The sequence below is a fragment of the Spiroplasma endosymbiont of Panorpa germanica genome (genome assembly GCF_964019765.1).
Taxonomy (GTDB): domain Bacteria; phylum Bacillota_I; class Bacilli_A; order Mycoplasmatales; family Mycoplasmataceae; genus Spiroplasma_B.
On record NZ_OZ026461.1, the window covers coordinates 291,783 to 318,533 of the forward strand.

Consider the following 26,751-nt stretch of genomic DNA (forward strand, 5'->3'; position numbering starts at 1 on the left):
TACTTTGAAAAAACTATTAAGTATAATAGCTTCAGCATCATTAACAACCTCATCAGCAATGGCTGTAGTTGCTTGTGGTGGAGTAAATAACAGTACAACCATTTACTATTCATATGTTGATAACAGGACTGATAAAAATACTTTGAAATTATACACAGATGCAGCTGAAGAATATGCCAGAATTTATGGCGATGATTATAAATTTAAAGGTATCAGATATGATGATAACAACCAACTATCAACTGAAATGCAAACCATAGGTAACTCTGGTCGAAATATGCCCGATATATTTATTGCTTCTGTTGATAATGCCACTAAGTTAGCAACTTTAGGATATATATTACCTTTAGATGGGGCAGATGCAATTCCTGAAGCAGGAGAAATTTTAACTAATTTAAACTATACAAGAGAAAAAGCAGACAAAGCCATTGGTAAATGAAATGATCAAAGTGCCACACAAACTGATTTGTGATCGAACTTTATGCCTTTCGCAATTCAATCTTCAAAAATAAAAAGTAATAACCCTAAAGCTAAAGAAAAAAACCCAGCTCAATATGGAATAACAACTTACTTGGGTGTTGGTGGAGGAAGTGCTTTAGTTTCTAATAGCGATGACTCTATGAGTAACTTTAAAAAATTAGGCTTAGTTAATTCAGGTTCTGAATTTAATGATGAAGGTGAAATTAATTGAGTTGATAACGCAAATGTATCAGTTGATAAATTAGCAGAAGTTTCTGCGCAAACTGGAAATAAAATGATAACATCTTTATTTGATAGAGGAATGTGATGAATGTATCCAGTTTATTCAAATATCATGAGTGATCCAATTAATGGAAAAGTTTATAAAGCAGCAGATATTGGAGTAAACTGAATCAACAACGAATCTTTACCATACTATGACAGTAGTGAAGGGAAATACTCAAGTGTTTTTTCTAATAAGTACTTCACAACTAGTGCTAAAGAAGTTCTAGGTAAATGATTTGATTATTATTCACAACAAATTAAGGTGGCTAAAAATACTTTAACAGGAAAAACAGCCAACACTTCATATCTAAATATGAACCACCCAAGCTTAAATGCCGGAGTTCAAAGAAGTATGTTATCTGGGGGAGATGGAATTACCAAAGATGGTGAGGTTTCTGCCTTTGGAATAAACTACGAACCTAGCAGTTACTTTGATATGCTTGGAGGTTTTAAATCGTTTACTAAAATAGATTACATGCCTTTAGAATTTGTAAAACTATTTGATAAAAATAATGAAGCTGAACAATTTCAAAAATATGATGAACAAAATATTGGTAAATGATTGGCTCCTGCTGGAAGTGGGATGACTGTTTTCAATTCAAGATTGGGAGCAAATACAAATCGACTTAAAGCTGCACAAAGATTTGTTGAAATAATGTTTGGTGCTCACGAAGTTGAAAATGAACAAGGTGAAGTTGAAATGGTTCATGCCTCTGATGGGGGACAATGAAATTTTGAAAAATCTTTTACAAAAAGTCTTGAAGTTCCGTCAAAACTTGCTATTATTGATCCGAGACAAACTGAAAACGAAATTTTTGAAAATAAATTAAAAGAAATTGCAGACAATAAATTTGCTCGTGCAGTAGATGAAGTGGCAAACTTTGAAGGAAAAAATAATGAAGCCACTGAAAAAGAAGCAATAATTAGACTTGAAAAATATCAAATACGACTTGCTAGTGTGCTTTATGCTTCTGAGGATACCACATTATCAATGGCGCCAAATGTTTCTTCATATGATTTTGCCACAAATAATGACTGACATGGAAACAATGCAATGCTTCCTAGTTTAAATGAGGCTTTCTCAATGAATGACTTTGAAAAATACTACGGTTCTTTATCAAGTGATAGCACTGATTACAAAAAAACTACTGAGTATATTGAAAAAAAAGAAGCCTTTGCCAAAAATTTAATGAGAATTTTAAGTCAGTTAAATTATGAATTAGGTAAAAAATAAATTAGATAGGGTGATTTTAATGATAGCTCAAGCCGATAAAAGACAGTTAAAAGAAATAAAACGAAGGTCGATTAGCAATTTTGAAAGCTTCAAAAAAAATAGCAAAATCTTATTACCCAAATGACTTTTGATAGTTGCCTTGGTGTCTATATTTGTCAACATAATTTTGCTTAGTGTAATTTTATTCTCAAATATATTCATGCTGGATGGTATTATCAAAAACGATAATTCAACGGTTGAAGAGATCGCCAAAGCTCGTGAGGTCTATGCCTTCTCGATAGTTTCATATTTATTGAACTGTTTAATCGATGTAATATTTATTTTCTATATTTACCGAGCAACTAAAAAAAGTCCAATTGGAGTTATCTTCTGCTTTACATGACTTTCATTATGAATATTATTCACTGTTGGTGTTCTGTTTGTTTTTGAAGGAATATTAGCAATAAGAATTATCAATCTATTGGTTGGTTTAACAGTTGTGGGTCTAATCATCTATATGTTTTACCTACTTAATGTAAATAAAAGAATGTTAATCTATCAAAGAGAAAAAGATAAAAACTCATTATAGAAAGAGGTGCTCAATGACTTCTGCCAAAATAGAACAAATAAAAAAATTTCAAAAGTCAGACTTGCAATCGCTATCTAAAGATGCTAGTATAAAAGCTAACATAAAAGTGATTAAAGATGATTATAATGGTTTTTTAAGAAATCTAAAAGATGAAAAGAAATTTCAACTATCAGAGTTTAGTTGATCTAGAAATCTGCAAAGAAAATTCTATTATTTTTTTGATAATATGTTTCATAAAGAAAATTATGAAAAAAATAAAAGCAAAATGGATTATTACCGTACTCAAAGAGTGGAATTAAAAACCAAATTTGGGTCAAAACCTACAAAGCAAAAAATTAAATTAAAAAATGAAGAATATAAGTTAAATGTAGCTAAAATTAAAAATAAATATCGTGAAGCTAATAAAAAGAGAGTTGAAAATCAATTACTAATAGCATCAAATGGTAACTGATATGAAAACGAATACTCAAATATTCCAATTGAACAAATTAAAGTTTTTAAACAAGAATATAAATTGAAAAAAACTGAATTTAAAAACGATTTAAATAGCGAACAATTTAAATCTCTTTCAAAAATTGATAAAAAAATAAAATTGAATGAGCAAAAAATTGAGCTAAGTGAAATTCAAAAAAAATTCAGCTATGATGGATATTTAAATCAAGCATTTTCAGAAAATAAAATAGATTTTTTGAAAAATTATGAAATCAAATTAGAAAAATACAAAAATGATTTGCAAAAAAGTCAACAACATTATGAGGAATTGAAATCTACAATTGCATTAGAAAGTAAAAATTTGCAAAAAGAAAAACTTTACCTTTTGAGAAAAAAATATTGCGAAGATACTAGAGATAATTTCAAAGGTATGTTGGCAAAAAAAATTAATTACAAAGCTTATGTAACTAAAAAAAATGATTTGAAAAATCAATATGTTTCTGATAAAAAAAGTATCATATTTTCAAATAAAGTTTTATTAGCTAAGTGAGAAATTAAAAAAATTAAAAATGATTTTAAACAAGAGATTGATCATGACAAATTGATACTAATATCAAAAAATGCTGATTCTACAAGTAAAACCCCCGTACAGTCATCAAAATGAAATAAATATTTGGCTGGTTTCCTTGGTTTTATTTTACCAGGTAGTGGACAAATTTATAATGGTCAGTACATTAAAGGATGTTTAATGTTTATTATAACTGCCATTATGGGATTACTAGTAGCCTATGCTTTTGGTTTAGGTAATATCGAAGGTAATGGGATTATCGGTCTAATAACTTTAGGAAATGCTGAATATTTCTGAGCCAATGGAGATGCTCGATACTTCGTTATTGAAGGGGCGCTAGGAGTTCTTTTCCTAAGTTTCGCTATAACTTATATTTTTATTTCAGCTCGCGAAAGTTATTTAGTATCAAGAGCCAAACAAAATGGTGCTCGAGTTAAAACTTGATTGGAAACTAAAAACTACTTTAAAGATGAAGGTTATCCAATTGCAACATCGATTCCTGCATTTCTACTTGTGATGTTTATAATTTTCGTACCAATTATTACAACCATATTATTGGCCTTTACAAATTATGGACCAAACAACATTTCCAACTTTGAATGAGTTGGGTGAGAACAATTTCAAATAGTTTTCAACGGAGATTGAACCGCTACAATGGTTTCAGTTCTAGGTTGAACAGCGATTTGAACAGTTTTTAATGCAACGGCTGCCTTCTTTCTAGCTTTTATTTTAGCAAGTCTAGTTAATAATCAAAGAATTAAAGGAAAAGTTTTATTCCGATTAATTTACATTCTTCCATGAGCAATTCCAGGATTTATTTCTATTCTTTTATTCAAAGTAATGTTCATGCCAGGAAGTATTTTAAGTAATATATTTGGTAATGATGGTTTCCAAACCGATCCTTTCTATGCTAAAGTTTCGTTGCTAATGATTCAAACTTGAATGGGATATTGTGTTAACTTTGTTTTAATAACAGGAATTTTACAGTCAATTCCAAAAGATCTTTATGAAGCTGCAGAAATTGATGGAGCAAGTTCACTTAAAAAAACTTGAAAAGTAACAATCCCTCTAATAATTTTCCAAATGACACCAATCTTAATTGGGCAATTCATTGGAGCTTTCAATAACTTTAGTATTATTTATCTATATTTAGATGGAGGACCATATGATGTTAACTCTACCTTATTTGGTGGAGCTGGAACAACAGATACGGTAGCTTCATTAATATTCAAACTAATTCAAGGTGGAGAAGTTGCCAAAGCTTCAGTACTTAACATTGTGGTTTCTGGAGTAATTGTAGCAATTTCTGTTGGGGTTTTGGTCAAATCTAAATCAGTTAAAGGAGGAACAGTATAATGCAAACTTTAAATCAAAAAAATGTTACTGTACACAGCAAGAAAAAAAAGTCTGAAAAAACTATTCCCGATAACATGATTTTTAAAATGAATCAAGCGTTCAAGGAAATAAAAGGATTAAACTATTTAAATATCACTCCCAATGAAAAAATAAATTTTGATCGAGTAGATATTGCAAATGCAATTAATTGCTTTAAAAAAGAAGACTTAAATTGAAACTACAATACAATTGCTATGTTAATCCTAAAAGATCAAGTTAAAAATTATGACTGAGAAAATGATCTTAATTATCATATATCGTTAAAATTTGCAGCTCTTTCATTTACTTACGAAAAAGATAAGCCAAGTAAAACAACAAGCAAATCATTTGAATTGCTAAAAGGCCTTAGTCTAAAATACGCCTATGAATATAACAAGGAATTTTATACTAGTTTAAAAAATGCCTACGAGTTAAAAGGGGAAAAACAAGAAAATATTTTAATTTCTGAGCAATATGAAATAACTAAAAATTCAGTTAGAAGCTTTTGAGATATTACAAAAAATGTATTTGCTCTCTTTACTGAACAAATCGCAACTATTAGTGAGATTAAAAATAATTTTATTAACTATTCAAAAATAGGAGTTTTAGCTGCTGAATATACTTTATTAAAAATTGAAGCAGAGACTTTTTTGAAAAATAAAAAAAATGAGGGTCTAATCAATACGGAAAATTACAACAATTTTTCTAGCACTATGGTATTAATTTTAGATGATCTTAAAAAAACTTTGTATTTTATGAATGAACACTTGGTTGAAACAATGTTTTCTAACATCACAGAAATGAACGTGAAAGTTTATTTATCAGATTTACCACCGATGTCAGCCATAGAATGAATAGGCCTATTAATAAGATATGCTATTTTAATAATTTGAGCCGCGATAATAATTTATCCGATCGTTGTATTAATTCAACAAGGGTTCAACCTTAACAACCAAAAAGTTATTTTGGATATCCAAAATTTTGATTTTGGTTTCAACAATTATCGTCGATTATTCGAGCAAACTTTATTTTTAAAATGATTATTTAATTCAATAATTATCGGATTCTTTACAATGATTATTACGATTTTTATAATATCATTAACGGCGTATTCTTTTAGTCGCTTTAAATATAAAGGTAAAAGAAGTTTTCTAATAGCTTTACTAGTATCACAAATGGTTCCAGTTTTTACATCACTTCTTGTGTTTTATATATTCACAGAACTATTAAACAACGCCTTTAATATGCCAAGGATTGCCACATTATTACTAATATATGTTGGGGGAGGTGTTGCAAGTAACACAATAATTTTAAAAGGTTACATGGATTCTATTTCTCAAGATATAGATGATGCGGCCAGAATTGATGGATGTAGTCATTTTTGAATATTCTTAAATATTATTTTCCCACTTTGTAAACCAATGTTAGTTCTAATTGCACTAATGTCATTTATTGGACCATTTGGAGATGTAATATTACCATCACTAATTTTAAGAAATCAAGAAGACTATACCGTCGCGGTTGGGTTAAACATGTTTATCAATAGTGAACGATTAATGAATTATGGTGCTTATTTTGCAGGATCAACATTAGTTGCTGTCCCAATTGGGGTATTGTTCTTGGTACTTCAAAAATTTGTGGTTTCAGGAATGACTTCGGGTGGAGTGAAAGGATAAGAAATATGAAAGTAGAATTAAGAAATTTATCAAAAAAATATGAGGGGAATCCGCTCTACACTTTAGAAAATATTAATTTAAATATTGAAGATAAAGATTTTTGTGTAATGCTTGGACCCAGTGGTTGTGGTAAAACTACTTTATTAAGAATGATTGCTGGTTTAAATTCAATCACCAAGGGAGATTTAGTTTTCGATGAAAAAAGAGCTAACGACTTACCACCAAAAGACAGAGACATCGCCATGGTTTTCCAAAGTTATGCTCTATATCCTCATATGAACGTTTATAAAAATATGGGCTTTGGGTTGAAAATGAAAAAAGCTAAGAAAGATTTGATTGATCAAAGAGTAAAGGATGTCGCTGAAATTCTTAACATAACCCACTTGCTTTATAAAAAACCAAGTGAAATTTCGGGAGGACAAAGACAGAGGGTTGCTCTTGGTCGTGCCATCGTTCGTAAACCTAAGCTATTTTTAATGGATGAACCACTTTCGAACTTGGATGCTAAACTGAGAGAAACTATGCGTACTGAAATTGTTAAAATTCATAAGGCACTAGAGTCTACAACTATTTATGTAACCCATGATCAAGTGGAAGCGATGACCATGGCAACTAAAATAGTTTTAATGAATGATCAAAAAATTCAGCAAGTTGGAACACCAACGGATCTTTATGAAAATCCAGAGAATTTATTTGTCGCCAACTTTATTGGTAATCCAACAATTAATCAGTACAAAGGAACTTTAGACAAAGATGGCTGTTTTGTAAATGAATCTAAGAATATCAAAGTGAAATTAACAAAAGAAGAAATTGAAGCTATTAATAATTTGAAAAGTAAATGAATTTACTTTTGTGTTAGAAGTGAATCAATTAAAATAACTAAATCAAAAACTGATACAGAAGTTTTAGTGATTCACGTGGAGTCTTTAGGTAAAGAAAAGGAAATAAAGGGATTTGTTGATGATAACTCAAATATCTCAGTTACCGTTTCAAACACCACCTCAGTAGAGGCAGACCAAAAAATAAATGTTTCATTTGAAAAGTATTTCCTATTTGATGGAGAAACTCAAAAAAGAATTAAGTAAAAAAATCAGTTGTTATTTCATAACAACTGATTTTATCTTCTAATTTCTTTTCTTGAAAAAGATCAGAAAGCATTTTCAAATTACAGCAAACAATATTTTTCAGCACTCCTTTAAAATAGTGGAACTATCTATTTTGACTGAAAGCCAAAAGCAAACTTTTGAATCTTAAAATCATTTCTCATTCTTAAGTATTTTAAACGAAATGTTTACACTTCCATTTTATTATTATTTTTATTAAAGACTATGTTACTGACTAATAATAATTGCATTTGAATTTAATTCCTCAATTGTTATGTTTCTAACAAATATATCGACTTTTTTAGTATTTTTAGTTGCAACATATGTACCTAGACCTTGATTATCACCTTGAAAAATGTATTCTTTTACAATTATATCCTTGAATTTTACATCAAAATTAACCTGTTCAGGAGCTTTGGTGTAGTTTTCCACCCTAATAATCCTATTAAGAACTACTTTTTCCTCAACATCTGCCTTATTTTTATATATAATTTCGTGCCTTTGAAGGCTTTTTGGATTTGAAATTGTGTATTCTAGTTCCGGAACTGGGCCATTATTTTCGGTTTTGTAGTTATAAAACTCCATCTCATTTAAGAATTGCAGTTGCAAAGGGCGATATTTATTGGTATCGTACTTATCACTACCCATTAACTTTAAAAAATCACAAATTATGGGGCTGTAATCATAGTTATTAGATTGTGAATTATCTTTAAAATGGTATATTTGAGCTTTGTTACTCTTTTCTCAGTCTCCTGATATTTTAGTTGATAAATAAGCTAAAGCATCTTCTCCAATTGCAAAACAGCTAATTGTAGTTAAACCCGGGGCAACAGCTAAGCTAAATGCTCCCAAAATTGTAAGTAGTTTTTTCATGTGAATCTCTCCTATAGATATTTTAACATTGTGACGTAGAATAATATTCCAAAAAAATCAAAAAAAAAAATCAAAAAAATATTGATAGTAAAATATTTATGTATCAATAGTATACACGAGAGAGACCAAATGAAAGAAAATTCAAAAGAAAGTCGTTATGCCTGAAAATTAAGCAAATCAGATGAAGCGGAAATTTCTCAAAATCCTAATCTGAATTTCATGATTTATAGGAACTTCTATAAAAATCTATGATCGCTAACATTGCCAATTTATCTTCAAATGATTTCCACTGTTTTAATAGCTATGTTAAACAGCTTGCTTCTTAGATGAATTGACGGAGGTGTTTGAACCGCGGTTGTGAACAAAGCTAATTTTGCTTATAACTGAGTTATTTTTCTGCCAAGTTTTGCCTCAGCTGGGGTTTTTGTAATAATGGGAAATATGTTAGGTCAAGGCCGTGAAACAGATTTACACAAGGCAATTTTTACTGGTTGAATGTTTAATCTACTAATAACTTTTATTGTTATTTTTGGGTTGCTGGGAATGAAAAATTTTACATATAGGTGAGTTAACCTAGAAGAAGAATATTGAAAAACCGCAGACATTATTTACTACATCAATTTAGTTATTCTTTTCTTAACAAGTATTAATGTAGTTTCTCAAAGAGCAGAAATTGCCATTGGAAAAATGAAAACAATTTTTTTAGTATTAGTACTTTCAAACATAGTCAACACAATTATAGTTTGAACAGTTGCATTGACAACTCCGTATGCAGCCATTGGAACTGCGTTTGGTAGTTTCGGGTCAGCCATATTTTTAACTATATTTTTATTAGTATTAAATTTTAAGCATTTTAATATTAAGGCTATTTTTACACAGAATAAAAGTTGCTGGAACAAGTCAATTATCAAACTTATTTTAATAATTGGAGTTCCTACTGCGATTGAAGCTATGATTTTTAATTTTGCTGGGGCTTTTACCACCAAATATGTTACTTTCGCTTCAAGTGAATTTGGGCGTGATGATGCCTTGTTTAATACTCTTATTGCAGCTCAACAAATCACCAATTTTGGATTACTGCTTTCATCATCTTTGGGACAAGTTTCTTCAATTTTTGTAGCTCGGCTAATAGGTTCTAATATTCGGGGCTGGGAAATAAAGGTAGCAAATCGTTTCTGATATCTAACACTAATGATTGCCTTACCTTTTTCACTGATAACATTAATTTTGGCATATCCCTTACTAATGATTTACAATATTCCCGTTGATGTTATATTTTCGGTGGGAATATTTATGTTATTAATTATAGGATTTCAAGATTTTGGTAGAACCATGAATCAAGTTGGTTTATCCTGTCTTAGAGCAGCCAAATATACTGTTGTTCCTGTAATTTGCGCCGCTATAACTCTTTCAATATTCAATATAGGCTTTGTTATTTTAGCAAACAGCTTAATCTTTCCAAATAGTCTTGACTATTCTAATCAAGATTTGATAAATAATAGAGCCATAACTTTGATGTTAACGATTTGTTTGATTCAAGCGATTGAAGAAATAGTTAGAGGTTCGATCTACTGGATACTATGAAATAAAAAAGTTTGAATTAAATCAGCAAGAAGTAATTTAATAAATTAAGGAGACAATATGAAAAAAAATAAAATACACATAGTACCACATGCTCATTGAGATAAAGAATGGTATTTCACAAAGCAGGACTCAGATTTGCTTTTAAAAGGCAATCTTGAAAAACTAAATAATTTGGCTAAAACAAATTCGAACTTCAAAAGTTTCGCTTATGATGGCCAAAGTTCTATTATCGATGATTTTCAAATTCTAGGTGGAGATTGTGAAGAACTTAATAAAAATATAAGAAGTCAAAAAATAATCATTGGTCCGTGATATTCACAACCAGATTTATTTAATACCACATCTGAAGCGATTGTTAGAAATTTGCTTATTGGAACTAATATGGCAGAGACTTTGGGACATTCAATGAAAAATGCATATGTTCCTGATTCTTTTGGTCAAAGCAGTCAAATGCCTCAAATTTATAAGTTAGCAGAATTAGATAATATGATTTATTGAAGAGGTATTACCAAAGAAAAAATGTCTAACTCAGTTTTGCATTATTGAGAAGGTTTGGATGGAACAAAAATTAAAGCCTATAATTTACTAAAAGGTTATTGAATAATGGGAAGTTTCTTTCCTTATTTGGAACTTAATGCAAAAAATGCTGCGAGTTATGCTAAAACTTTTCTAAAAAACTTTGAAGCTACTTTGAATGAATTGAAGAAATTTAATCCAAATTCACCCGAACATTTACTTCTTCCTTTAGGTGGTGATCAAGCCCCGGTTAATGAATATATCGATGTTTTTTTAGAAGAATTAAATAAGATAGATCCCGTTAATGAATGATATTGATCTGAGTATGATGAATATTTTAAAACTATCAAAGACATAGTTGATATCCCCACATACAAGGGAGAACTAAAAAGTCCGCAAAATTCTCGTATTCATAAAACAATTGGTTCACAAAGAATGGATATTAAAATTTTGGCAAAAGAAGTTGATAATCTAATTTACGATCAACTTGAACCGCTAAGTGTTTATTTTAACTCTATTGGTGGAAGTTATCCAAGCGATCTTATTAACAAAACTATTAAACATACTCTAACTTCTCATGCTCACGATAGTCTTGGGGGATGTAACACGGATGAAACTAATCGGGATGTTATATCTAGATTACAATGAGCTAAACAATTTTCGATGTCTCAGATCACTAAAATATTTAAAGCAATTATGAGTGGCAGTGAAAACAATGAAATTCTGGTTTTTAACCCTTATCCAAAAGCTAGGGTATCTGATTTAAAAATGACAGTGTTTACAAAATCACCTTCATTTGAAATCTATGATGAAAAGGAAATGATTGAGAAAATAATTACTGATTCTAATTTTATTAATCCTAACCTGGAAATAAATTTGGGTACAAACGGAGAATCTCAAGATGCCCTTGGTGGTTATTGAAAAACAGAAATTATCTTAAAGGGTTTGAATTTTTCTGGAATGCAGGTAAAGAAATTAATTTTAAAAGAGAATAGTAAAAATATCAAAAAAATAGTTGCAAAAAAAGTAAATCAATGAGAGAATTCAAAATGGAAAATTAATGTTAACAGCGATGGGGTTTTAAATATTTTAGATAAGGAAAGAAATATTGATTTCACAAATCAATTAATCTTTGAAGCTCAAAGAGATATGGGGGACTCTTATGATTTTTCACCAGAAACAATAGACAACATAATAATCAGCAAAATAGAATCCTCTAAGACAGCTATTAAAAATTTTGATAGCCATTGTGAAATCGTGATCGAAAATATTTATTCTATTACAAAAGGAAAAAAACAAAAAATAGTTACCAAAATTTTGGTCAGCGATAAATCGCAAATAAATTTTAAAGTATCAATTGATAATAAAAATCCAAATATAAAATGGAGGGCAAATTTTAATTCTTCAATTCTAAATTCAAAATATTCATACGCTAGTCAAGCATTTGGAACTGAACAAAGACCTGTACAACTAAAGGAGAATGATTTTTGAGAAAAAGAAGGATGAAATGAAAAGCCAGTCGAAATCGAAACTAACGAAAATTTTGTTTATTTGAAAAACGATAAATACAAATTTGGATTAATCACACTTGGAACAAATGAATATCAAATTACTGGAAATAATTTTGAAAATATTTCCTTAACATTATTTAGAAGTGTTTCGTTACTTGGGAGAAATAACTTGCTTTGAAGACCGGGAAGGGCTAGTGGAACTAGTGACTACCTGATTACTACAGAAGAATCAAAACTTTTAAAAGAAATCAACGTAGAATTTGATTTGTTCATTGTTGATAGTGAAAAATCAGCTTGAAATATTGCGCAAAATACTATTTCAAAACCCATTTATTATCAAAAACAAAACCTAAATTTATACTTCAACAGGTTTGAAAGATTTCTTATAGCTGATTTAGAATATGGCTTAAAGTTAGAACTAGAAAATTTATTTACTGTGGAAAATGATAATTTAGTAATCAAAGCAATTAAAAAGCATGAGTCTAAAGACTGTTATATTTTGAGAATTTTCAATTCTTCTGATGCCAACGAAAAAATAAAAGCAACTGGAAAGTTCAAAATTATAGAAGAAGTTAATCTTCTTGAAAGAAAAAATAAAGTAGCAGAATTAAATTTCAAACCATACGAAATTAAAACATTTATTATAGATAGAGGATAAAATTATGAATAAGAAATGAAAAATACACTTTGTGCCTCATACGCACTGAGATAAAGAATGGTATTTTACCAAAGAAGTATCAACAGTATTTTTAATAGACAATATCAAAAAATTAAAAGCAATTTGCGATAATCCTGATAGTTTTAAAAACATAGTCTTTGACAGCCAATTATCAATCGTTGATGACTACTTAAATTATTTCCCCGAGGACGAAAAAATCATAAACAAATTAATTAAGGACAAGAAACTTTTAGTAGGTCCTTGGTTTACACAACCAGATATGTTCAACACAAACGGGGAATCAATTGTTAGAAATTTAGTTATTGGTAAATTGGGGGCAGAAAAAAGAGGTCACAGTATAAAAAATGCTTATACTCCAGATTCTTTTGGATTTAACTCTAATATGCCTCAAATTCTTAAATCAACTGAATGTGATACTCTAATTCAGTGAAGAGGTGTTAATGAAGACCATATTAAAAATTCGGTTTATAGTCAATGGGAGGGAATTGATGGATCTCAAGTTGATTTTTACAATATTTTTAAATATGGATACGGTCTAACTTTCTGAGCTTTTGATTCTGTCTATAAAAAATGAAATAAAAACAACATGGCCGAATTGGCAAAAGAGTACTTGGATAAATTTAGTTCAACGCATGAAGACTTAAACAATTGAAAAAAAGTAAATAAAAATACTGGAAACGTCTTATGTTTCCCATTCGGTTCAGATCAAGCTCCTGTGATTGAATGATTACCTATTTTTATCAAAGAATTGAACAAAATTGATAAAGAGCATGAATGAATTTTGAGTGACTATGACAGTTTTTGTATTGATATCAAAAACTCGACCAAAGATATTGCTAAAAATCAAATTACTGGAGAATTAAAATATGGTCAATATTCAAGAACTCATAGAACAATAGCCTCTTCTAGATATGATATAAAATTACTTTCTAAAAAAGTAGAATACCAACTTTATAATGAAGCAGAACCCATGGGGCTGATTTATAAAAAATTCACCGGTCAATATCCTGAAAGAATTTTTGAAAAAGCAAATAAACTTTTGCTAGAATGTCACGCTCATGATAGTCTTGGGGGTAGTTGTACTGATGAAACCAATCGCGAAATAATGATACGACTAAAACAAGCCCAATCAATGTTAGAATCACAAACGGTACTAATTAAGAGAAGAATTACGGAATATTTAAATTTGCAAAAAAATGATTTAATAATTTTCAATACAATGCCTTTCAAACAAGAGGTCAAAGTTTTAATGCCAATCGTTACTCGAAACAAAAAATTTTACGTTAGCAAAAACGAAGAAAATATAAAATATAAAATTATAGACCAAAAATTTTACAATCGTGACCAATTTATTATTGAAAAAGATTCGCATATAAATAAAACTTCAATTGATGAAAAAGGATTTTATGTTACAAATATTGAGTTCTTAACTAATTCAATTGATGGATTACATTTTGATATATATAAAGTTATTGATAACGAAGAAGACTTATTTAAAAAAATACTAATGAAATCGGAGGTTAAAAACAGCATTAAAAATGAAAATGTAGAAATTGAATTATTAAAAGATGGAAGCATTAAAGTTGTTCAAAATCAAAAAGAGACAATCCTTTCACTTGAAGCAATGTTTGATGCCGGAGATACTTATGACTTCTCACCTTCAAAAAATAACGGATTGAAGATTAATAAAATAATCAGTTTTCAAAGTATTGTTGTTGATGAAAATCAGCAAATGATTATCAATCAAGATTGAGAAGTGTTTAGTAGTCTTGATTCTAAGGAAAAAATTAAACAACCTATCAAAATAAATATTTGATTAAATAAAGATAACTTTGATGTAAAGATCAATTTAAAAAACGTGGCCAAAGATATCAGATGAAGAATTTTATGAGACACTAAAACAAAAAATGAATTCTCATTTGCTGATCAGTCTGGATCACTTATAAAAAGACCTGTAGTTGACAAAATTAATTCAAATCGTTGAGAAAAAGATAAGTGAAAAGATGATCCTGTATGCATTGAAACTTGTGAATCAGTTGTATTTTTAAATCCACAAAATGAATTTAAATTTTCAATATTCACTATTGGTAATAATGAATTTGAGATAATTGGTAAAGATTTTTCAACTATTGCTTTGACTCTATTTAGAGGGGTTTCACTAATTGGTAGACGCGGATTAATGTACCGACCTGGAAGAGCAAGTGGAATTAATGATTATCCTTATGAAACACCAGAAAGTAATTTATTAGAAGAAATGGAATTTAATTTAAACTTTAAAATTTCTCACGATGAAAACATTGGAGTTAGCTCGAAGATGCATTTCTTACCAAGTTCTTCATTTCAAAAACAAAATATTTCAGTTTACTTATTCAAGGGACAAACTTTTTGAATGTCAAAAGTCGATAATATCACTAAAAGTCCAGAGCCATCAAATATTTTTAAATGAAATAAAAATTTCTTTGTTGCTTGTGTAAAGCAAGGTTATAATCAAGAAGATATGGTCTTTAGATTGTACAATCCATCTCATAATCCCGTAAATATTGATGTCTTAGATTCAAATCAAAAAATAATTCAAGCTAATTCATTGGAAAGAAATGAAGAAAAATTTGATAAAATATTAGGTATCAATAAATTCAAAACTATTATTAAAAAAGGAGAAAAATAATGTCTCAGTCAAAAGTCTTTCAAAAAAAATACTTAAATATTAATGTGGAAGCAAATAATGCTGAAGAATTATTGGATAAAATAGCTCAATTATGTTATGACAACGAAATTTGTGACGACAAGAGCAAGGTTGTTGAAAAGTTAATTCAAAGAGAACAATTATCATCAACTGGTTTTGAAAATGGAGTAGCAATTCCTCACACCAGATTTAAAGAGATAAAAAAAAGCGCAGTTTTATTTATAAGATTAAAAAAAGGTATCGAATGACAGGCGATGGATGGTAATCCATCTGATAAATTCTTTTGTATTTTGGTTCCAGAAGATGAAAACGTTGGTGATGAACATTTAAGAATTCTTGGGATATTAGCCAACAAGCTACTTGATCAAGATTTTATAGACAAGATTTCAAATGAAAAAAGTGATTCAAAACTTTTTCAAGAAATAAATACAATTTTTGAAGGTGACAACAATACAAAAAATTCACAAGCGCCCCTTGATGAAGACAAAGATTTTTATGTTGCAGTTTCGGCTTGTACATTTGGTTTAGCTCACACTTATTTAGCTGAGCAAAAATTACTAAAGTATGCTCAAGAAAATAATTTTAATATTAAAATAGAAACTCACGGAGCCCGAGGAGATCAAAATATTATAACAGAAGAAGATCTTCAAAAAGCTAAAGGAGTGTTGATAGCTGTTGATAAGAATTTAGATTTAAGTCATATTAAGCATAACAATATTTATAAGGTTAGAACAATTGATGCAATTAAAAATACAGAAAAATGTTTTGATATTTTAAAGGGAAATATTAAAGTTAAAAAATCTAAACAGGTTTTAGATGATTTCTTTAAAATTAAACTACATCAAAGCGCTTCTTATTCAGTTGGAAAGACATACAATATAATTCGACTATTCGCCTTAATTACTGCTGTATTCTTTTTTGCCAGCCAAATAAAAACTGACAGTATTTTTATAAATCAGTGCTTGGAAGTGCTAAAATTCATGTCAATCCCAGCCATCCCAATTCTTGCAGCTTTGTTAACATTTAGTTTCACAAAATCAGAGGGAAGCGCTAGTGTTGTTGGAGGTTCATTGTTTATCGTAACCATTTATAAAAACTTAAAATATTTTGAAGAGAGTAAGTTTATTTCTATTGGAGTTATGGGGGCCATTATAGTTAGTTTAATTGCCATAATGTATAACAACTATGTTTATAAATTTAATTCAAAAATTTTCTCAAAGAATAAGAAATTAAATGGGGGCTTCAAATGATTTTTACAGATTCTATTAGTTTTTGTAACAGGATTTGCTAGTTTTTACTTATTCAATCCAATTTCATTTGCTAATAATTTCCTTTTTGAAAATATTATTATTCTTGATAGCAATCACTGATGATTTAGAATGATTTTTGCAACTTTATTTTTTGGTTTAATGGTAACCGATATGGGAGGGCCAATTAATAAGTGAACGATCACTTTCTCAGCTTTATTCTTTATAGATTCATTCTCGGTTTCACCACAAAACCCATGAATGACCCCATTAACTGCTCAGGTTATAGCTATTTCTACACCAGGTATTGCTGTTTGAGTCAGAGGGTTACTAATGAAAAACAAATTAAGCGAAGAAGAGATTAAACTTTCAAGTAAAGCAGGAAAACAAGGATTTAATGGAATTTCAGAAGGTGCTTTGTGAACAATTGAGAAATACAAATGAAAAGCTTACGTTGCCAATTATCTTTTAGCAATTTATTGTGGAGCTATAATCGGTGTATTTCATATTAAAACTTTTGGGGGATACAACAATATTTTGGGTGTCTTCTTTGGGTTTTCAACAGATAATTTCTTACAGCTTTGTGGTTTTGATTTACCATCATTCAATATTGGTTTTTTAATTTTAACCTTAACTTCTCCTATTTTTGGAGGTATAATTAATTGTATAATGTTTCAAAAAAACGAAAAAATTAAGGTTAAAAATGCAAAAAGAGTTCAACAAATTTAATTTAACAAATTTAAACGAAAAACAAGTTGATTTTTACAACTTTGTGATTAATAATCTAGATGATATTTTAGAATTAAGTATCAGAGAAATATCAGAAAAGTATGGATGTGGCATTAGCTTCATTTATACCTTTTTGAATAATATTGAGATAAATGGATGAAAAACCTTCATTTTTAGACTAGGAATAATTAGAGGTATTAATAACGCTATTAAAATTAGTGGGAATTCAGAATCTAAAGATGGTGAAGGTAATAAAATATCTAATTTAATTTTTGATAATAATAAAGTTAGTAATTTTAAAAATAAATTAATTTTGGACGATCAAATTAGCAAAATCGAAAATTTATGTGAGGATATTTTAAAAGCAAATAAAATTTTAGGATTTGGACAAGGTCACGGTTTGTTGGCAGTGAATGATTTATTTGGAATGTTTTCAAAAATGGAACTTAAGTGCGCCCAACTGATTAAAAATAAAAGCAATTTTAAAAATATAGTTAGCGAAATCGAAAGCCAAGATTTACTAATTATTTATTCTTTTAAAGGAGTATCAGAATTTACTATTGAATTTTGGAATATCTTGAAAGAAACTAATCCTGAATTAAAAACATGGTTAATAACTTCAAACTTAAACTGCAAAATTCCTGAAGATAAAAATAGAACTATATTTATTCATAACAATCTAATGGATATTGAATTAAAGAATGACATGATACTTTCTAGCCCTTTAAGTTCTTTTATAGTTTTTAACGACTACTTAAAAACATTCTTACTTCATAAAAATAAAAATAAATTTCTTGTGTCTAAGTCACTTATGACTGAGCTAAATTCATGAAAAGATAACAATAATGATTACTATCGAAAAGAAAATAAAAAACAGTAAAAATTTTAAACCTATTGAAAAAGCATTCCAAAATTATCTTTTATAAATTTGAAAAGGGGTGTTTTAATTGAAATTAAAAATAGAGAAATTAAATGATAAACAAAGAGATTTTTTCGATTTCTACAACAATAATTTTGAAAAATACAAAACTATGTCGATAAAAGATATTTCCAAAGAATACGGATGTGGGATAAGTTTCGTTTATAATTTTTTTGAATCGATTGGTGTCAAAGGAATTAAAGAATTCATCTGAAATATCAGTTATGATAAAGGCCAAGCGAGTTTAAACGATTTTAAAGATGGTAGTGAAAACCAAAAATTATTTAAGGAAATTTTTGATACAATTAACTTATCAAATTTGAGGAATTTAGAACTTTGCAACGAGAATAATAAAGATATTGAAGCTTTAATTACAGATATAATTAAAACTAAAAGAAGGTTTTGTTTGGGTTTTGGGTACTCAAAACTGGCAGCATTAGATTTTATAGGGCCATTTCATAAAATTGATAATTCGTTCATACTTGTTAACGATGAGAACTATGAAAATTCCAAAACAATTGAGATAATCAGGAATTAAGATATTTTGATTATTTTTTCAATGCGCGGAAAAAACAAAAGACTAGTAAGTTATTTAAAATATTTGAAAAAAAAGACTCCTGATTTGTGCATTTACCTGGTAACTTCAAAACCAGAATGCTTGGCAGTTCAATTCACTAGTAAAATTATCTTAATTGATAATATTATGAAAAGATCTGATATTTATACAACTGATATTTTTTACTCTCCGCTACAGTCCTTTCTGTTTTTTAATATGATAGTCAAAAATATGCTTTATAAAATTATTAAAAATTTAGCAAATTCTAAAGAAAAATTTGTAAACGAACAGCTAAGTTGAATAGATGAGAAAACTGATACCGAATAAAGGAATTAAATTCCATAAAAATAGCAAATGCTATTTTTTTGCCTTTTAATGGTATATTTTCTATTTAGGGAGGTATAATTATGAAAAAATTATTAGCATTATTAGCGAGTGGTGTTTTAATTTCAACAGCTGCAACTTCGGTGATTGCGTGTTCTTGAAAAACACCACCGATAAAATTTGATGAAATTTCACGAGTCATGAAAGAGATTGAAAGACAAGTCGCTGAAAATCCTAACGAAGAAACCGGCGTTGCCAATCTGAAGGCTGACGGTGAGTTTGGAGAATCCCTATTTGATATGAATTATGTCCAGAAAACAGAAAATAATTCTACAAATATTGATTTGAGAAAAAAATGAAGCGATGGTATTTTAAATCCGATCAATGATACGATCATCTCATATGTTCATGAGGGTAAAAATATTACCACCGGAGAAAAGGATGAAGGATTTCAAGACGACGAGTTAATGCAACTTGCTAGCATGATGAAAACTTATCACATAACCACAAGAGTTTCAGATGTTTATGCAGAAAATGCCTTAATGGATGAGAAAAGAGAAAGCTTTTGATTATCTGATAAGTATCAAAATCCAGTAACGGGATTTCAAAAAACAATTGATGAGGGAATAAATCCTAAGGAAGGTAATCAACCCAAAAATAAAAATAAAAATGATTTGTTAATCAATAATCAGGTTCAAGAAAAAGCGGGTGATTGAGATAAAAATTTCTTAATTTTTGATGATAATGATGTTTTCAATCTTTCAAAATCTATGCGTGCTGATTATTACGTAGTGAGAACTAATGTTTCCTTTGGTATCAATAGAAAAGATGAAAAACTGATTGATAAGAAAGTTTGTTTTTACTTGGACGTTAAATTCAATGCATAAAGGAGGTTAAATAATGGAAACAAAATTAGAGGTCCTCGAACAGACTTTGACTCTTAAAAGAATTGTTGCTGTAACGGCCTGTGCGGCTGGAATTGCCCACACATATATGGCTGCAGATGCTTTGACCAAAGAGGCTAAATCTAGAGGTTTAGAAATAAAAGTTGAAACCCAAGGTACAATTGGGGCAGAAAATGTTTTATCAGATTTAGATATCGCTAATGCTGATCTAGTAATAATTGCAGCAGATGTCAAAATAGATCTTTCAAGATTTAATGGTAAAAAAGTGTATCAAACTGGAGTAAATCCACCAATTAAAAATCCCGGAAAGTTGATTGATGATGCTTGATCTAACGGGGTTGAGTATGGAAAAAAAGGTACCAAAGCAGGCTTTGTTACTTTTGGTAAAACTAAAAGAAAAGGGGTTCTAGCCCACCTGATGACTGGAATTTCTTGAATGTTGCCTTTAACAATCGCTTCAGGTCTTTTGATGGCGATTGCTAATTTATCAGCATTTCAAACTGAATATGTCGACTCACAAGGTTGATATACTGAAAATTGAGTTTTAGGTACTAGAGTATTTCCTCAATTTTTAATGGATGTAGGTAGTTTAGGTTTCAAATTAATGATGCCTATATTTGCGGGATTCGTAGCCTATTCAATAGCTGATCGACCTGGTTTAGCTCCTGCCCTAATCGGGGGTTGAATTATTAATGACAACAAAATGTTGGGTGTTAGTGTTCAAGTTTCGGAAAATTCAGCAATTGAACCCGGAGCAGGATTCATTGGTGCTATTGTTGTAGGATTGTTGACAGGTTATTTTGTTCAGTTACTTAAACTGATAAGATTCCCTAAATTTATCCAACCAATTGTTCCAATCATGATTATCCCGATTATTTCAACCATTGCCATCGCTTCACTTGTAAAATTCGCCATTGGTGTGCCAATTGCAAGTATGGTTCTAGCGATGTTTGAGGGATTAGAAAACCTTAATAATCAATTTGCGGGAACCGGTATTATAATAGCATTGATACTATCGGTAATGATTGCCTTTGACCTAGGTGGTCCCTTCAATAAAACTGCCTTAGTTTTTGGGACAGTAATTTTCTATCAAACTTTAGCTGAGGCATTAGCTAAAGGTGGAACATTCTGAGATGCTAACTTTGTTCCAGGAACTGCAACACAGGCAGCCATTTCTGTACCACCACTAGGAATGTGATTATCAACACTACTATTTAAAGATCGTTTCACTAAAAATGAGCGAATCATGGGAACAGCAGCTTTAGGAAGTGGTGTAATGGGAATTACTGAAGGTGCCATTCCGTTTGCTGCAGCAGATCCATTTAGAGTAATATTTGCCAACGTCTGTGGAGCAGCGGTTGCTGGAGTTGGAGTTACCTTATTTAATGTTAAATTTGCCGCAGGACTAGGTTCTCCATTGGGAGCTTTCCTGGGATACATAAGAATGGATAACGCTCCATTTTATCCAATGGCTTGAATTCTACCGATTATACTAGGAATTTGTGTCACAGCACTTTTAACTGGAGTTATGAAAAAAAGAATAACTGGAGAAGAATATGATCTTTACCTAGAAGAAAGAAAATTAGTTAAAGAAAAAAGAAAAACTCGTAAGAAAAACTTCAAACTTTTATTCACAGAACCAAAATACGCATTTCAAAAATTTGGAAAACATCAAAAACAATGGTGATCAAATTTTAGTAAAAATTCAAAAGAATATTGATCTTGAATTGGTGCGGGAATCAGAGACTATTTTGTAGACTGAGGTCATGCTTTTGCTAACTTCTTTACCAGAGTTAAAAAAGCTTTCACACCAAAAACACAAGAGCAAAAAGACCACATAAAAACTTTGAAAATGGAACACAAACAAAAATTAGAAGATAACAAAATTAAACGAAAAGAAGAAAAAGAAAAAGAACGTCAGATTGAAATTGAAGAGCGCGAAGCTCGTAGAGCTCAAAAAATCTCCAAATCAAAAGATGTTTAAACTTAGAAAGAGAGACTAAAATGGATAGTAATATTTTCAACAAAAATCAAATTTACACTCAAATAGAGGCTACATCAAAAAAAGAGGCTTTTAAATTTATTGCTCAAGCTTTCGTTGATAATAACGCTTCAAGTGATTATAAAGCTTGTTTTAAAGGGTTGCTAGCAAGAGAAAAAGAGGGCAGCACAGGATTTAATGAAGGGATCGCAATTCCACATGCCAAAATCAAAGAGATAACCACCCCAAAAGTTTTTGTCATAAAATTCAAAGAAGGGGTGGAGTGAAAATCGATTGATGATTCAAAGGTCAAGATTGCTATTGCTCTAGCGATTCCATTCTCAAATTCTGAGCAACAACACCTAAAAATTCTAAGCAGTATTGCTAGAAAATTAATTGATGATGATTTCAGACAACAACTAAATAGTGCAACTAGCGCTGAAGAATTATTTAAAATAGTTTCTAGTGTAGAAGTCGTTTAAAAATATTTAAAAAAAGTTCGCCATTGGCGAACTTTTGCTATATATTAATCAAGACTATTTGTTTAGTAGTTCAAACATATTTTTAAGCATAATCCCATTTCCTCTAGTTGGGGTATGACCAGTTGCAGCAACATCTAAGTGAATTAAAGGAACTCCCTCGCTAAATTCAGCTAAGAAAGCTGCAGCATTACTACTACCACCATCAGGAACAGGGGCCATGTTGGTCAAATCAGCAATGGCGCTGCTTCTCATATATTTATAATTTTGGCTGTGAATTGGCATTCTTCAAATTTCTTCATGACCCTTTAATGATGCTTGATAAAATTCTTCATAAAACTTATCATCAGTGGCAAAAGCCCCGGTCATATAAGTTCCCAAACAGAATCGAATTGCCCCAGTTAGGGTTGCCACATCAATCATTTTTTGAGCTTTTAGATCTCTGATAGCATAAGTAATTGCATCTCCTAAAACAAGGCGACCCTCAGCATCAGTATTCAAGATTTCTACTGTTAAACCATTGTAGCTCTTAACAACGGTTTCAACCAGAGTCCCTTTTCCTCCAATACGATTCTCAGTTAAAACAGCCACAGCAGCAACGTTTGCTTTGGCCTTGGCCTTTCCTAATCCCAGAACTGTAGCACAAGTGACAGCAGCTCCGGTCATATCAAACTTCATACCCTTCATACTAGCTGATAGTTTTAAAGAATAACCCCCGGAATCAAAAGTAATCCCTTTACCAATTAAAGCAGTTTTTTCTAATTTAGCATCACTGCAGTATTCAACAATAACAACTTTAGGTTCTTCGTAGCTAGCAGCATTAACCGCTAATAGCATTCCCATTCCCAATTTTTCAATATCTTTTTTATCTAAAACCGTTACCTTAATTTTTTCAATATCTTTGGCTTTTTCCTGGATTTTTTGAGCAAAATATTGTGGTGTACAGATATTTGGGGGAGTATCTTGTAAATCTCTTGCAAAATTAACAAACTCCATTTTAATCTCTTGATTTTTAAAACGATCTTTAAAATCAATTTTTGAAATCAAATTAAAGATTCTTGAAGATTTGCTTGCTTTTGTTTTCAAGGAAAACTGTTCGTGATCTAAGAACATTAATGCTTCACAACAAGCATCAAAAACAGTGTCTTCCTCCTTGAATATTTCAATGAAAGCATCCAAATCAATATCAAAGCTAAATTTAAAATCATTGTATATTTTTTTAATAGCTGAGCTAATTTCCTCGTATAAATCATGGCTCATAGTTTTGTCCACTACCAAATAAATCGCTTCTTCTTGAGAAATAATTGAAGCCTGACCCTTAATTGGAGCGATTAATTTGTTTTTAATATCTTTTAATAGAATAGGTTTAACTATTAAACCTTGGTTTTTGTCATTTAATGTAATCATAATTACCTCCAAGATTATTATATTATTATTTTTTTATTTATTTCAACTTTTAAATTTTATCTATGTTAAAATTTTGTTTCAGAGCGATGTTATGCATTTAGATTATTTGATTACTTAATTTAAAGGAGAACGAAAGCGTGAGAAATAAGCTGATTTTATTAAATCACAACAGGTACGACTATCTTTATATAATGAAAAAAAACGAATCACCAATTTGATATTTTAGAACTATAGAAAGACAAATAACTAAAACCAATGCCAAAGTGATTTTTGATTTAAATTCCCAAAGCGATAAGTTTGATGAACGATTCTGTACTTGTGAAATAAAAAATAGTTTTTTTGATAAAGAGACTTTCGCAAAATTGAATAATGTCTCACAAGATTTACTAGAGGCCATATCTTTAATTTATGATAAAAAAGCAAATCTGAAATAATAATTAAAAGTGCTATAATCTTTTAAAGGAGATTTTATGAAAAGAACAGAAGCAAATAAAGAATATAAATGAGATTTTTCTCATTTATATAAAGATATTTCTGAATGGAAAAAACATTTAAAAGAACTTGAAAAAGATGTGGCAACTTATTCAAAATTTAAAGGGAAGTTAGGTGATGAAAAAACTTTTTTAGATTATGTTGATTTTGACACCAAAAATGACTTAGCAATGATGAAATTGGGTCAATATTTACATTTACAAGATATTGACCAAACAAATACTGAATTCCAAGAATTAGAAGGTCATATGATGAACTATTATCAAAATCTAAGAATAGCTACAAGTTTTATTGCTCCAGAATTAAAAGCTTTAGGGGAAACTAAGGTTTTAAAATGATTGGAAAATAGTGATAAGCATAATCAGTTCGTATACTCATTTCAAAAGTTTTTCAAACAAGCAAAACATGTTTTACCAGAAAAAGACGAAGAGCTATTGAGTAAGGTATCACGTTCACGTGGAGCTGTTGGTTCGCTTTATGATGTCTTGGCTTACGCAGATCGTATTGAGGAAAAATTTGTGTGAGAAGGTAAGGAACAACCTTTAACTCAAACTTTACTGACAAAAATTATGGAAGATTCTGATCCACTAAAGGATCAAAACACCAGAATGGAAGCTAGCAAAATTTTTGGTAAAAATTTTGCAGAGAAAAAACATTCATTTGCAAAGATATATGAAGGAATTCTACAGTCAGGTTATGAAAATGTTAAGATTAGAAACTATGGTTCGTCTTTACAAGCTAGCCTTTCAGGGGATAGCATCCCGACAGAAGTTTATGAATCTCTTGTCAATATTGGGGAAAAATTCATTAAACCTTTCAAAGATTACAATTTGTTAATTAAAAAACATTTTAAATTTAAGAAGTTTTATCCAACCGATCGAATGATCAAGTTAGAAAAGGAATTTAATGCTAACTTTACAGTGGATGATGCAAAATCGTTAATTAAAAAAGCTTTAAAAATTTTGGGGCCAGAATACCTAGAAAAGCTTGAAATAGCTTGATCTGCAGATAGAATTGATTATTTTGAAGACACCAATAAAAGAGATGGAGCTTATTCTTCGGGAGGAGCTGGAGTTGAACCTATTATATTAATGAATTGAGATGATAAACTTTCATCTGTGGCTACTTTGGCTCATGAAATCGGTCACAGTGTTCATACATTGTTTGCCGATGAGGCTCAGAAATATCCCTTGAGTGAATATCCTATTATATTAGCTGAAGTTGCAAGTACTTTAAACGAACATCTTTTGTTTGAGCACCTTTACAACAACGCTAAGAATAAGCACGAAAAAATCTACTTACTTCAACAAAGAATTGGTGATTTAACAGGAACGTTTTTTAGACAAATTCAATTTGCTAAATTTGAACTAGAAAGCCATAAATTAATCGAGAATGGAATTCCAATCACAGCAGAAGTTCTAGCTAAATTGTTTAAAGATTCAGAACAAAGTTTTGGATATGATGTTTTTGATAACAGCGATAAGTTGCCTTATGGATGACCTAGAATTTCACATTTCTTCCACTCGCCATTTTATGTTTATAAGTATGCAATCGATGTAACAGCTAGTTACAAATTGTACCAAGATATCAAAGATGGAAAAATTAGCCAAGCAATAGACTTTTTAAAGGCTGGTGGTCACAAAGACCCATTAGAAATTTTAAAAGACTTTGATATTGATTTCACCAAAGAAATCACCTACCAACCTTTAATAAACGCCATTGAAAATATGGTTGAAGAGTTAAGCAAGTTGCTAAAGTAGGGAGAAATTAATTTGGATGATTTTATAAGATTAATTTTTAGAATACTTTATTATATTTTCCTTTGATGAATATTAGATTGGATTTTTAATCCAGATCGTAAAAATAAAAATCGTTACAACAACTTCAATAGTAACACCGATGATTATGAAGAAAGCTCTCAAGATAACCAATTCGCTCAAATGAATCCCTCTAAATTAGAGGAGAGCTACGGGGTTTTGGGAGTAACTAGCGAAATCAGTGATAAAGAATTAAAAAAAGTTTATCTACAATTAGCCAAAAAATATCACCCAGATAGTGTTGAATCATCAGAAACAGAAGAAACCAAGATGGCTGAAATTAACTCAGCCTATCAATATATCTGCGAAGCTCGTAAAATTCGCAAATAGATAGAAATAAAAAAATTTGA

Annotated in this window: 20 protein-coding genes; 18 read left to right on the forward strand and 2 right to left on the reverse strand. The window is 29.9% G+C overall.

The genetic code is table 4. The annotated features are described in order from the left end of the window. The first annotated feature begins 4 nt into the window (after nt 1–4). The 5 genes from AACK87_RS01330 to AACK87_RS01350 are packed head-to-tail and all read left to right on the forward strand — an operon-like array spanning nt 5 to nt 7,681. Complete coding sequence (locus AACK87_RS01330; protein ID WP_338972786.1) at nt 5–1,978, forward strand: lipoprotein; 1,974 nt, start codon at nt 5–7, stop codon at nt 1,976–1,978. Between the two features lie 19 nt (nt 1,979–1,997). Beyond that, entirely contained in the window at nt 1,998–2,546 is a 549-nt protein-coding gene (locus tag AACK87_RS01335; RefSeq protein ID WP_338972787.1) for a hypothetical protein, read from the forward strand. A 13-nt stretch (nt 2,547–2,559) separates the two neighbouring features. Continuing rightward, on the forward strand, nt 2,560–4,902 hold the full coding sequence (locus AACK87_RS01340; protein WP_338972788.1) for a sugar ABC transporter permease: 2,343 nt from the start codon (nt 2,560–2,562) through the stop codon (nt 4,900–4,902). Continuing rightward, on the forward strand, nt 4,902–6,596 hold the full coding sequence (locus AACK87_RS01345; protein WP_338972789.1) for a sugar ABC transporter permease: 1,695 nt from the start codon (nt 4,902–4,904) through the stop codon (nt 6,594–6,596). The genes AACK87_RS01340 and AACK87_RS01345 overlap by 1 nt, the downstream gene beginning before the upstream one ends. 5 nt (nt 6,597–6,601) lie before the next feature. Beyond that, nucleotides 6,602–7,681, forward strand: a complete 1,080-nt coding sequence (locus tag AACK87_RS01350) for an ABC transporter ATP-binding protein (RefSeq protein WP_338972790.1) — start codon at nt 6,602–6,604, stop codon at nt 7,679–7,681. Between the two features lie 246 nt (nt 7,682–7,927). Here the strand turns inward: AACK87_RS01350 and AACK87_RS01355 are convergent, their stop codons facing one another. Then, on the reverse strand, nt 7,928–8,572 hold the full coding sequence (locus AACK87_RS01355) for a lipoprotein (RefSeq protein WP_338972791.1): 645 nt from the start codon (nt 8,570–8,572) through the stop codon (nt 7,928–7,930). Between the two features lie 129 nt (nt 8,573–8,701). On the opposite strand from AACK87_RS01355, the gene AACK87_RS01360 reads away from it, so the two are divergent. The 10 genes from AACK87_RS01360 to AACK87_RS01405 all read left to right on the forward strand — a co-directional run bounded on the left by AACK87_RS01360 (nt 8,702) and on the right by AACK87_RS01405 (nt 22,688). Beyond that, complete coding sequence (locus AACK87_RS01360; protein WP_338972792.1) at nt 8,702–10,204, forward strand: MATE family efflux transporter; 1,503 nt, start codon at nt 8,702–8,704, stop codon at nt 10,202–10,204. A gap of 9 nt (nt 10,205–10,213) precedes the next feature. Continuing rightward, a complete protein-coding gene (locus AACK87_RS01365; RefSeq protein ID WP_338972793.1) occupies nt 10,214–12,841 on the forward strand; it encodes a glycosyl hydrolase-related protein in 2,628 nt (875 codons plus the stop codon). Nucleotides 12,842–12,845: 4 nt separating this feature from the next. Next, nucleotides 12,846–15,527, forward strand: coding sequence for a hypothetical protein (locus AACK87_RS01370; RefSeq protein ID WP_338972794.1), 2,682 nt, complete (start codon nt 12,846–12,848; stop codon nt 15,525–15,527). Further along, nucleotides 15,527–17,521: a fructose PTS transporter subunit IIA gene (locus AACK87_RS01375; protein ID WP_338972795.1), complete on the forward strand. Its 1,995-nt coding sequence runs from the start codon at nt 15,527–15,529 to the stop codon at nt 17,519–17,521. The genes AACK87_RS01370 and AACK87_RS01375 overlap by 1 nt, the downstream gene beginning before the upstream one ends. Beyond that, nucleotides 17,496–18,401 carry a hypothetical protein gene (locus AACK87_RS01380; RefSeq protein ID WP_338972796.1) on the forward strand — a complete coding sequence of 302 codons (906 nt, stop codon included), beginning with the start codon at nt 17,496–17,498 and terminating at the stop codon, nt 18,399–18,401. The genes AACK87_RS01375 and AACK87_RS01380 overlap by 26 nt, the downstream gene beginning before the upstream one ends. Before the next feature lie 67 nt (nt 18,402–18,468). Next, nucleotides 18,469–18,978, forward strand: a complete 510-nt coding sequence (locus AACK87_RS01385; protein WP_338972797.1) for a hypothetical protein — start codon at nt 18,469–18,471, stop codon at nt 18,976–18,978. 21 nt (nt 18,979–18,999) lie between these two features. After that, complete coding sequence (locus tag AACK87_RS01390) at nt 19,000–19,323, forward strand: hypothetical protein (protein WP_338972798.1); 324 nt, start codon at nt 19,000–19,002, stop codon at nt 19,321–19,323. Between the two features lie 80 nt (nt 19,324–19,403). Then, on the forward strand, nt 19,404–20,207 hold the full coding sequence (locus tag AACK87_RS01395; RefSeq protein WP_338972799.1) for a lipoprotein: 804 nt from the start codon (nt 19,404–19,406) through the stop codon (nt 20,205–20,207). Nucleotides 20,208–20,220: 13 nt separating this feature from the next. After that, a complete protein-coding gene (locus AACK87_RS01400; RefSeq protein WP_338972800.1) occupies nt 20,221–22,209 on the forward strand; it encodes a fructose-specific PTS transporter subunit EIIC in 1,989 nt (662 codons plus the stop codon). Between the two features lie 20 nt (nt 22,210–22,229). Then, nucleotides 22,230–22,688 carry a PTS sugar transporter subunit IIA gene (locus AACK87_RS01405; RefSeq protein ID WP_338972801.1) on the forward strand — a complete coding sequence of 153 codons (459 nt, stop codon included), beginning with the start codon at nt 22,230–22,232 and terminating at the stop codon, nt 22,686–22,688. 54 nt (nt 22,689–22,742) lie between these two features. On the opposite strand, the gene AACK87_RS01410 is transcribed toward AACK87_RS01405, so the two are convergent. Beyond that, entirely contained in the window at nt 22,743–24,092 is a 1,350-nt protein-coding gene (locus AACK87_RS01410) for a M17 family metallopeptidase (protein WP_338972802.1), read from the reverse strand. 191 nt (nt 24,093–24,283) lie between these two features. Here AACK87_RS01410 and AACK87_RS01415 point away from each other — a divergent pair, with 191 nt between their 5' ends. From AACK87_RS01415 to AACK87_RS01425, 3 genes are read left to right on the forward strand one after another with little or no spacing between them, the layout of a single operon-like run. Further along, complete coding sequence (locus AACK87_RS01415; RefSeq protein WP_338972803.1) at nt 24,284–24,526, forward strand: type II toxin-antitoxin system RnlB family antitoxin; 243 nt, start codon at nt 24,284–24,286, stop codon at nt 24,524–24,526. Between the two features lie 36 nt (nt 24,527–24,562). Continuing rightward, nucleotides 24,563–26,344, forward strand: coding sequence for an oligoendopeptidase F (gene pepF, locus AACK87_RS01420; protein WP_338972804.1), 1,782 nt, complete (start codon nt 24,563–24,565; stop codon nt 26,342–26,344). Nucleotides 26,345–26,356: 12 nt separating this feature from the next. After that, nucleotides 26,357–26,731, forward strand: coding sequence for a J domain-containing protein (locus AACK87_RS01425; RefSeq protein WP_338972805.1), 375 nt, complete (start codon nt 26,357–26,359; stop codon nt 26,729–26,731). Nucleotides 26,732–26,751: the final 20 nt, after the last annotated feature.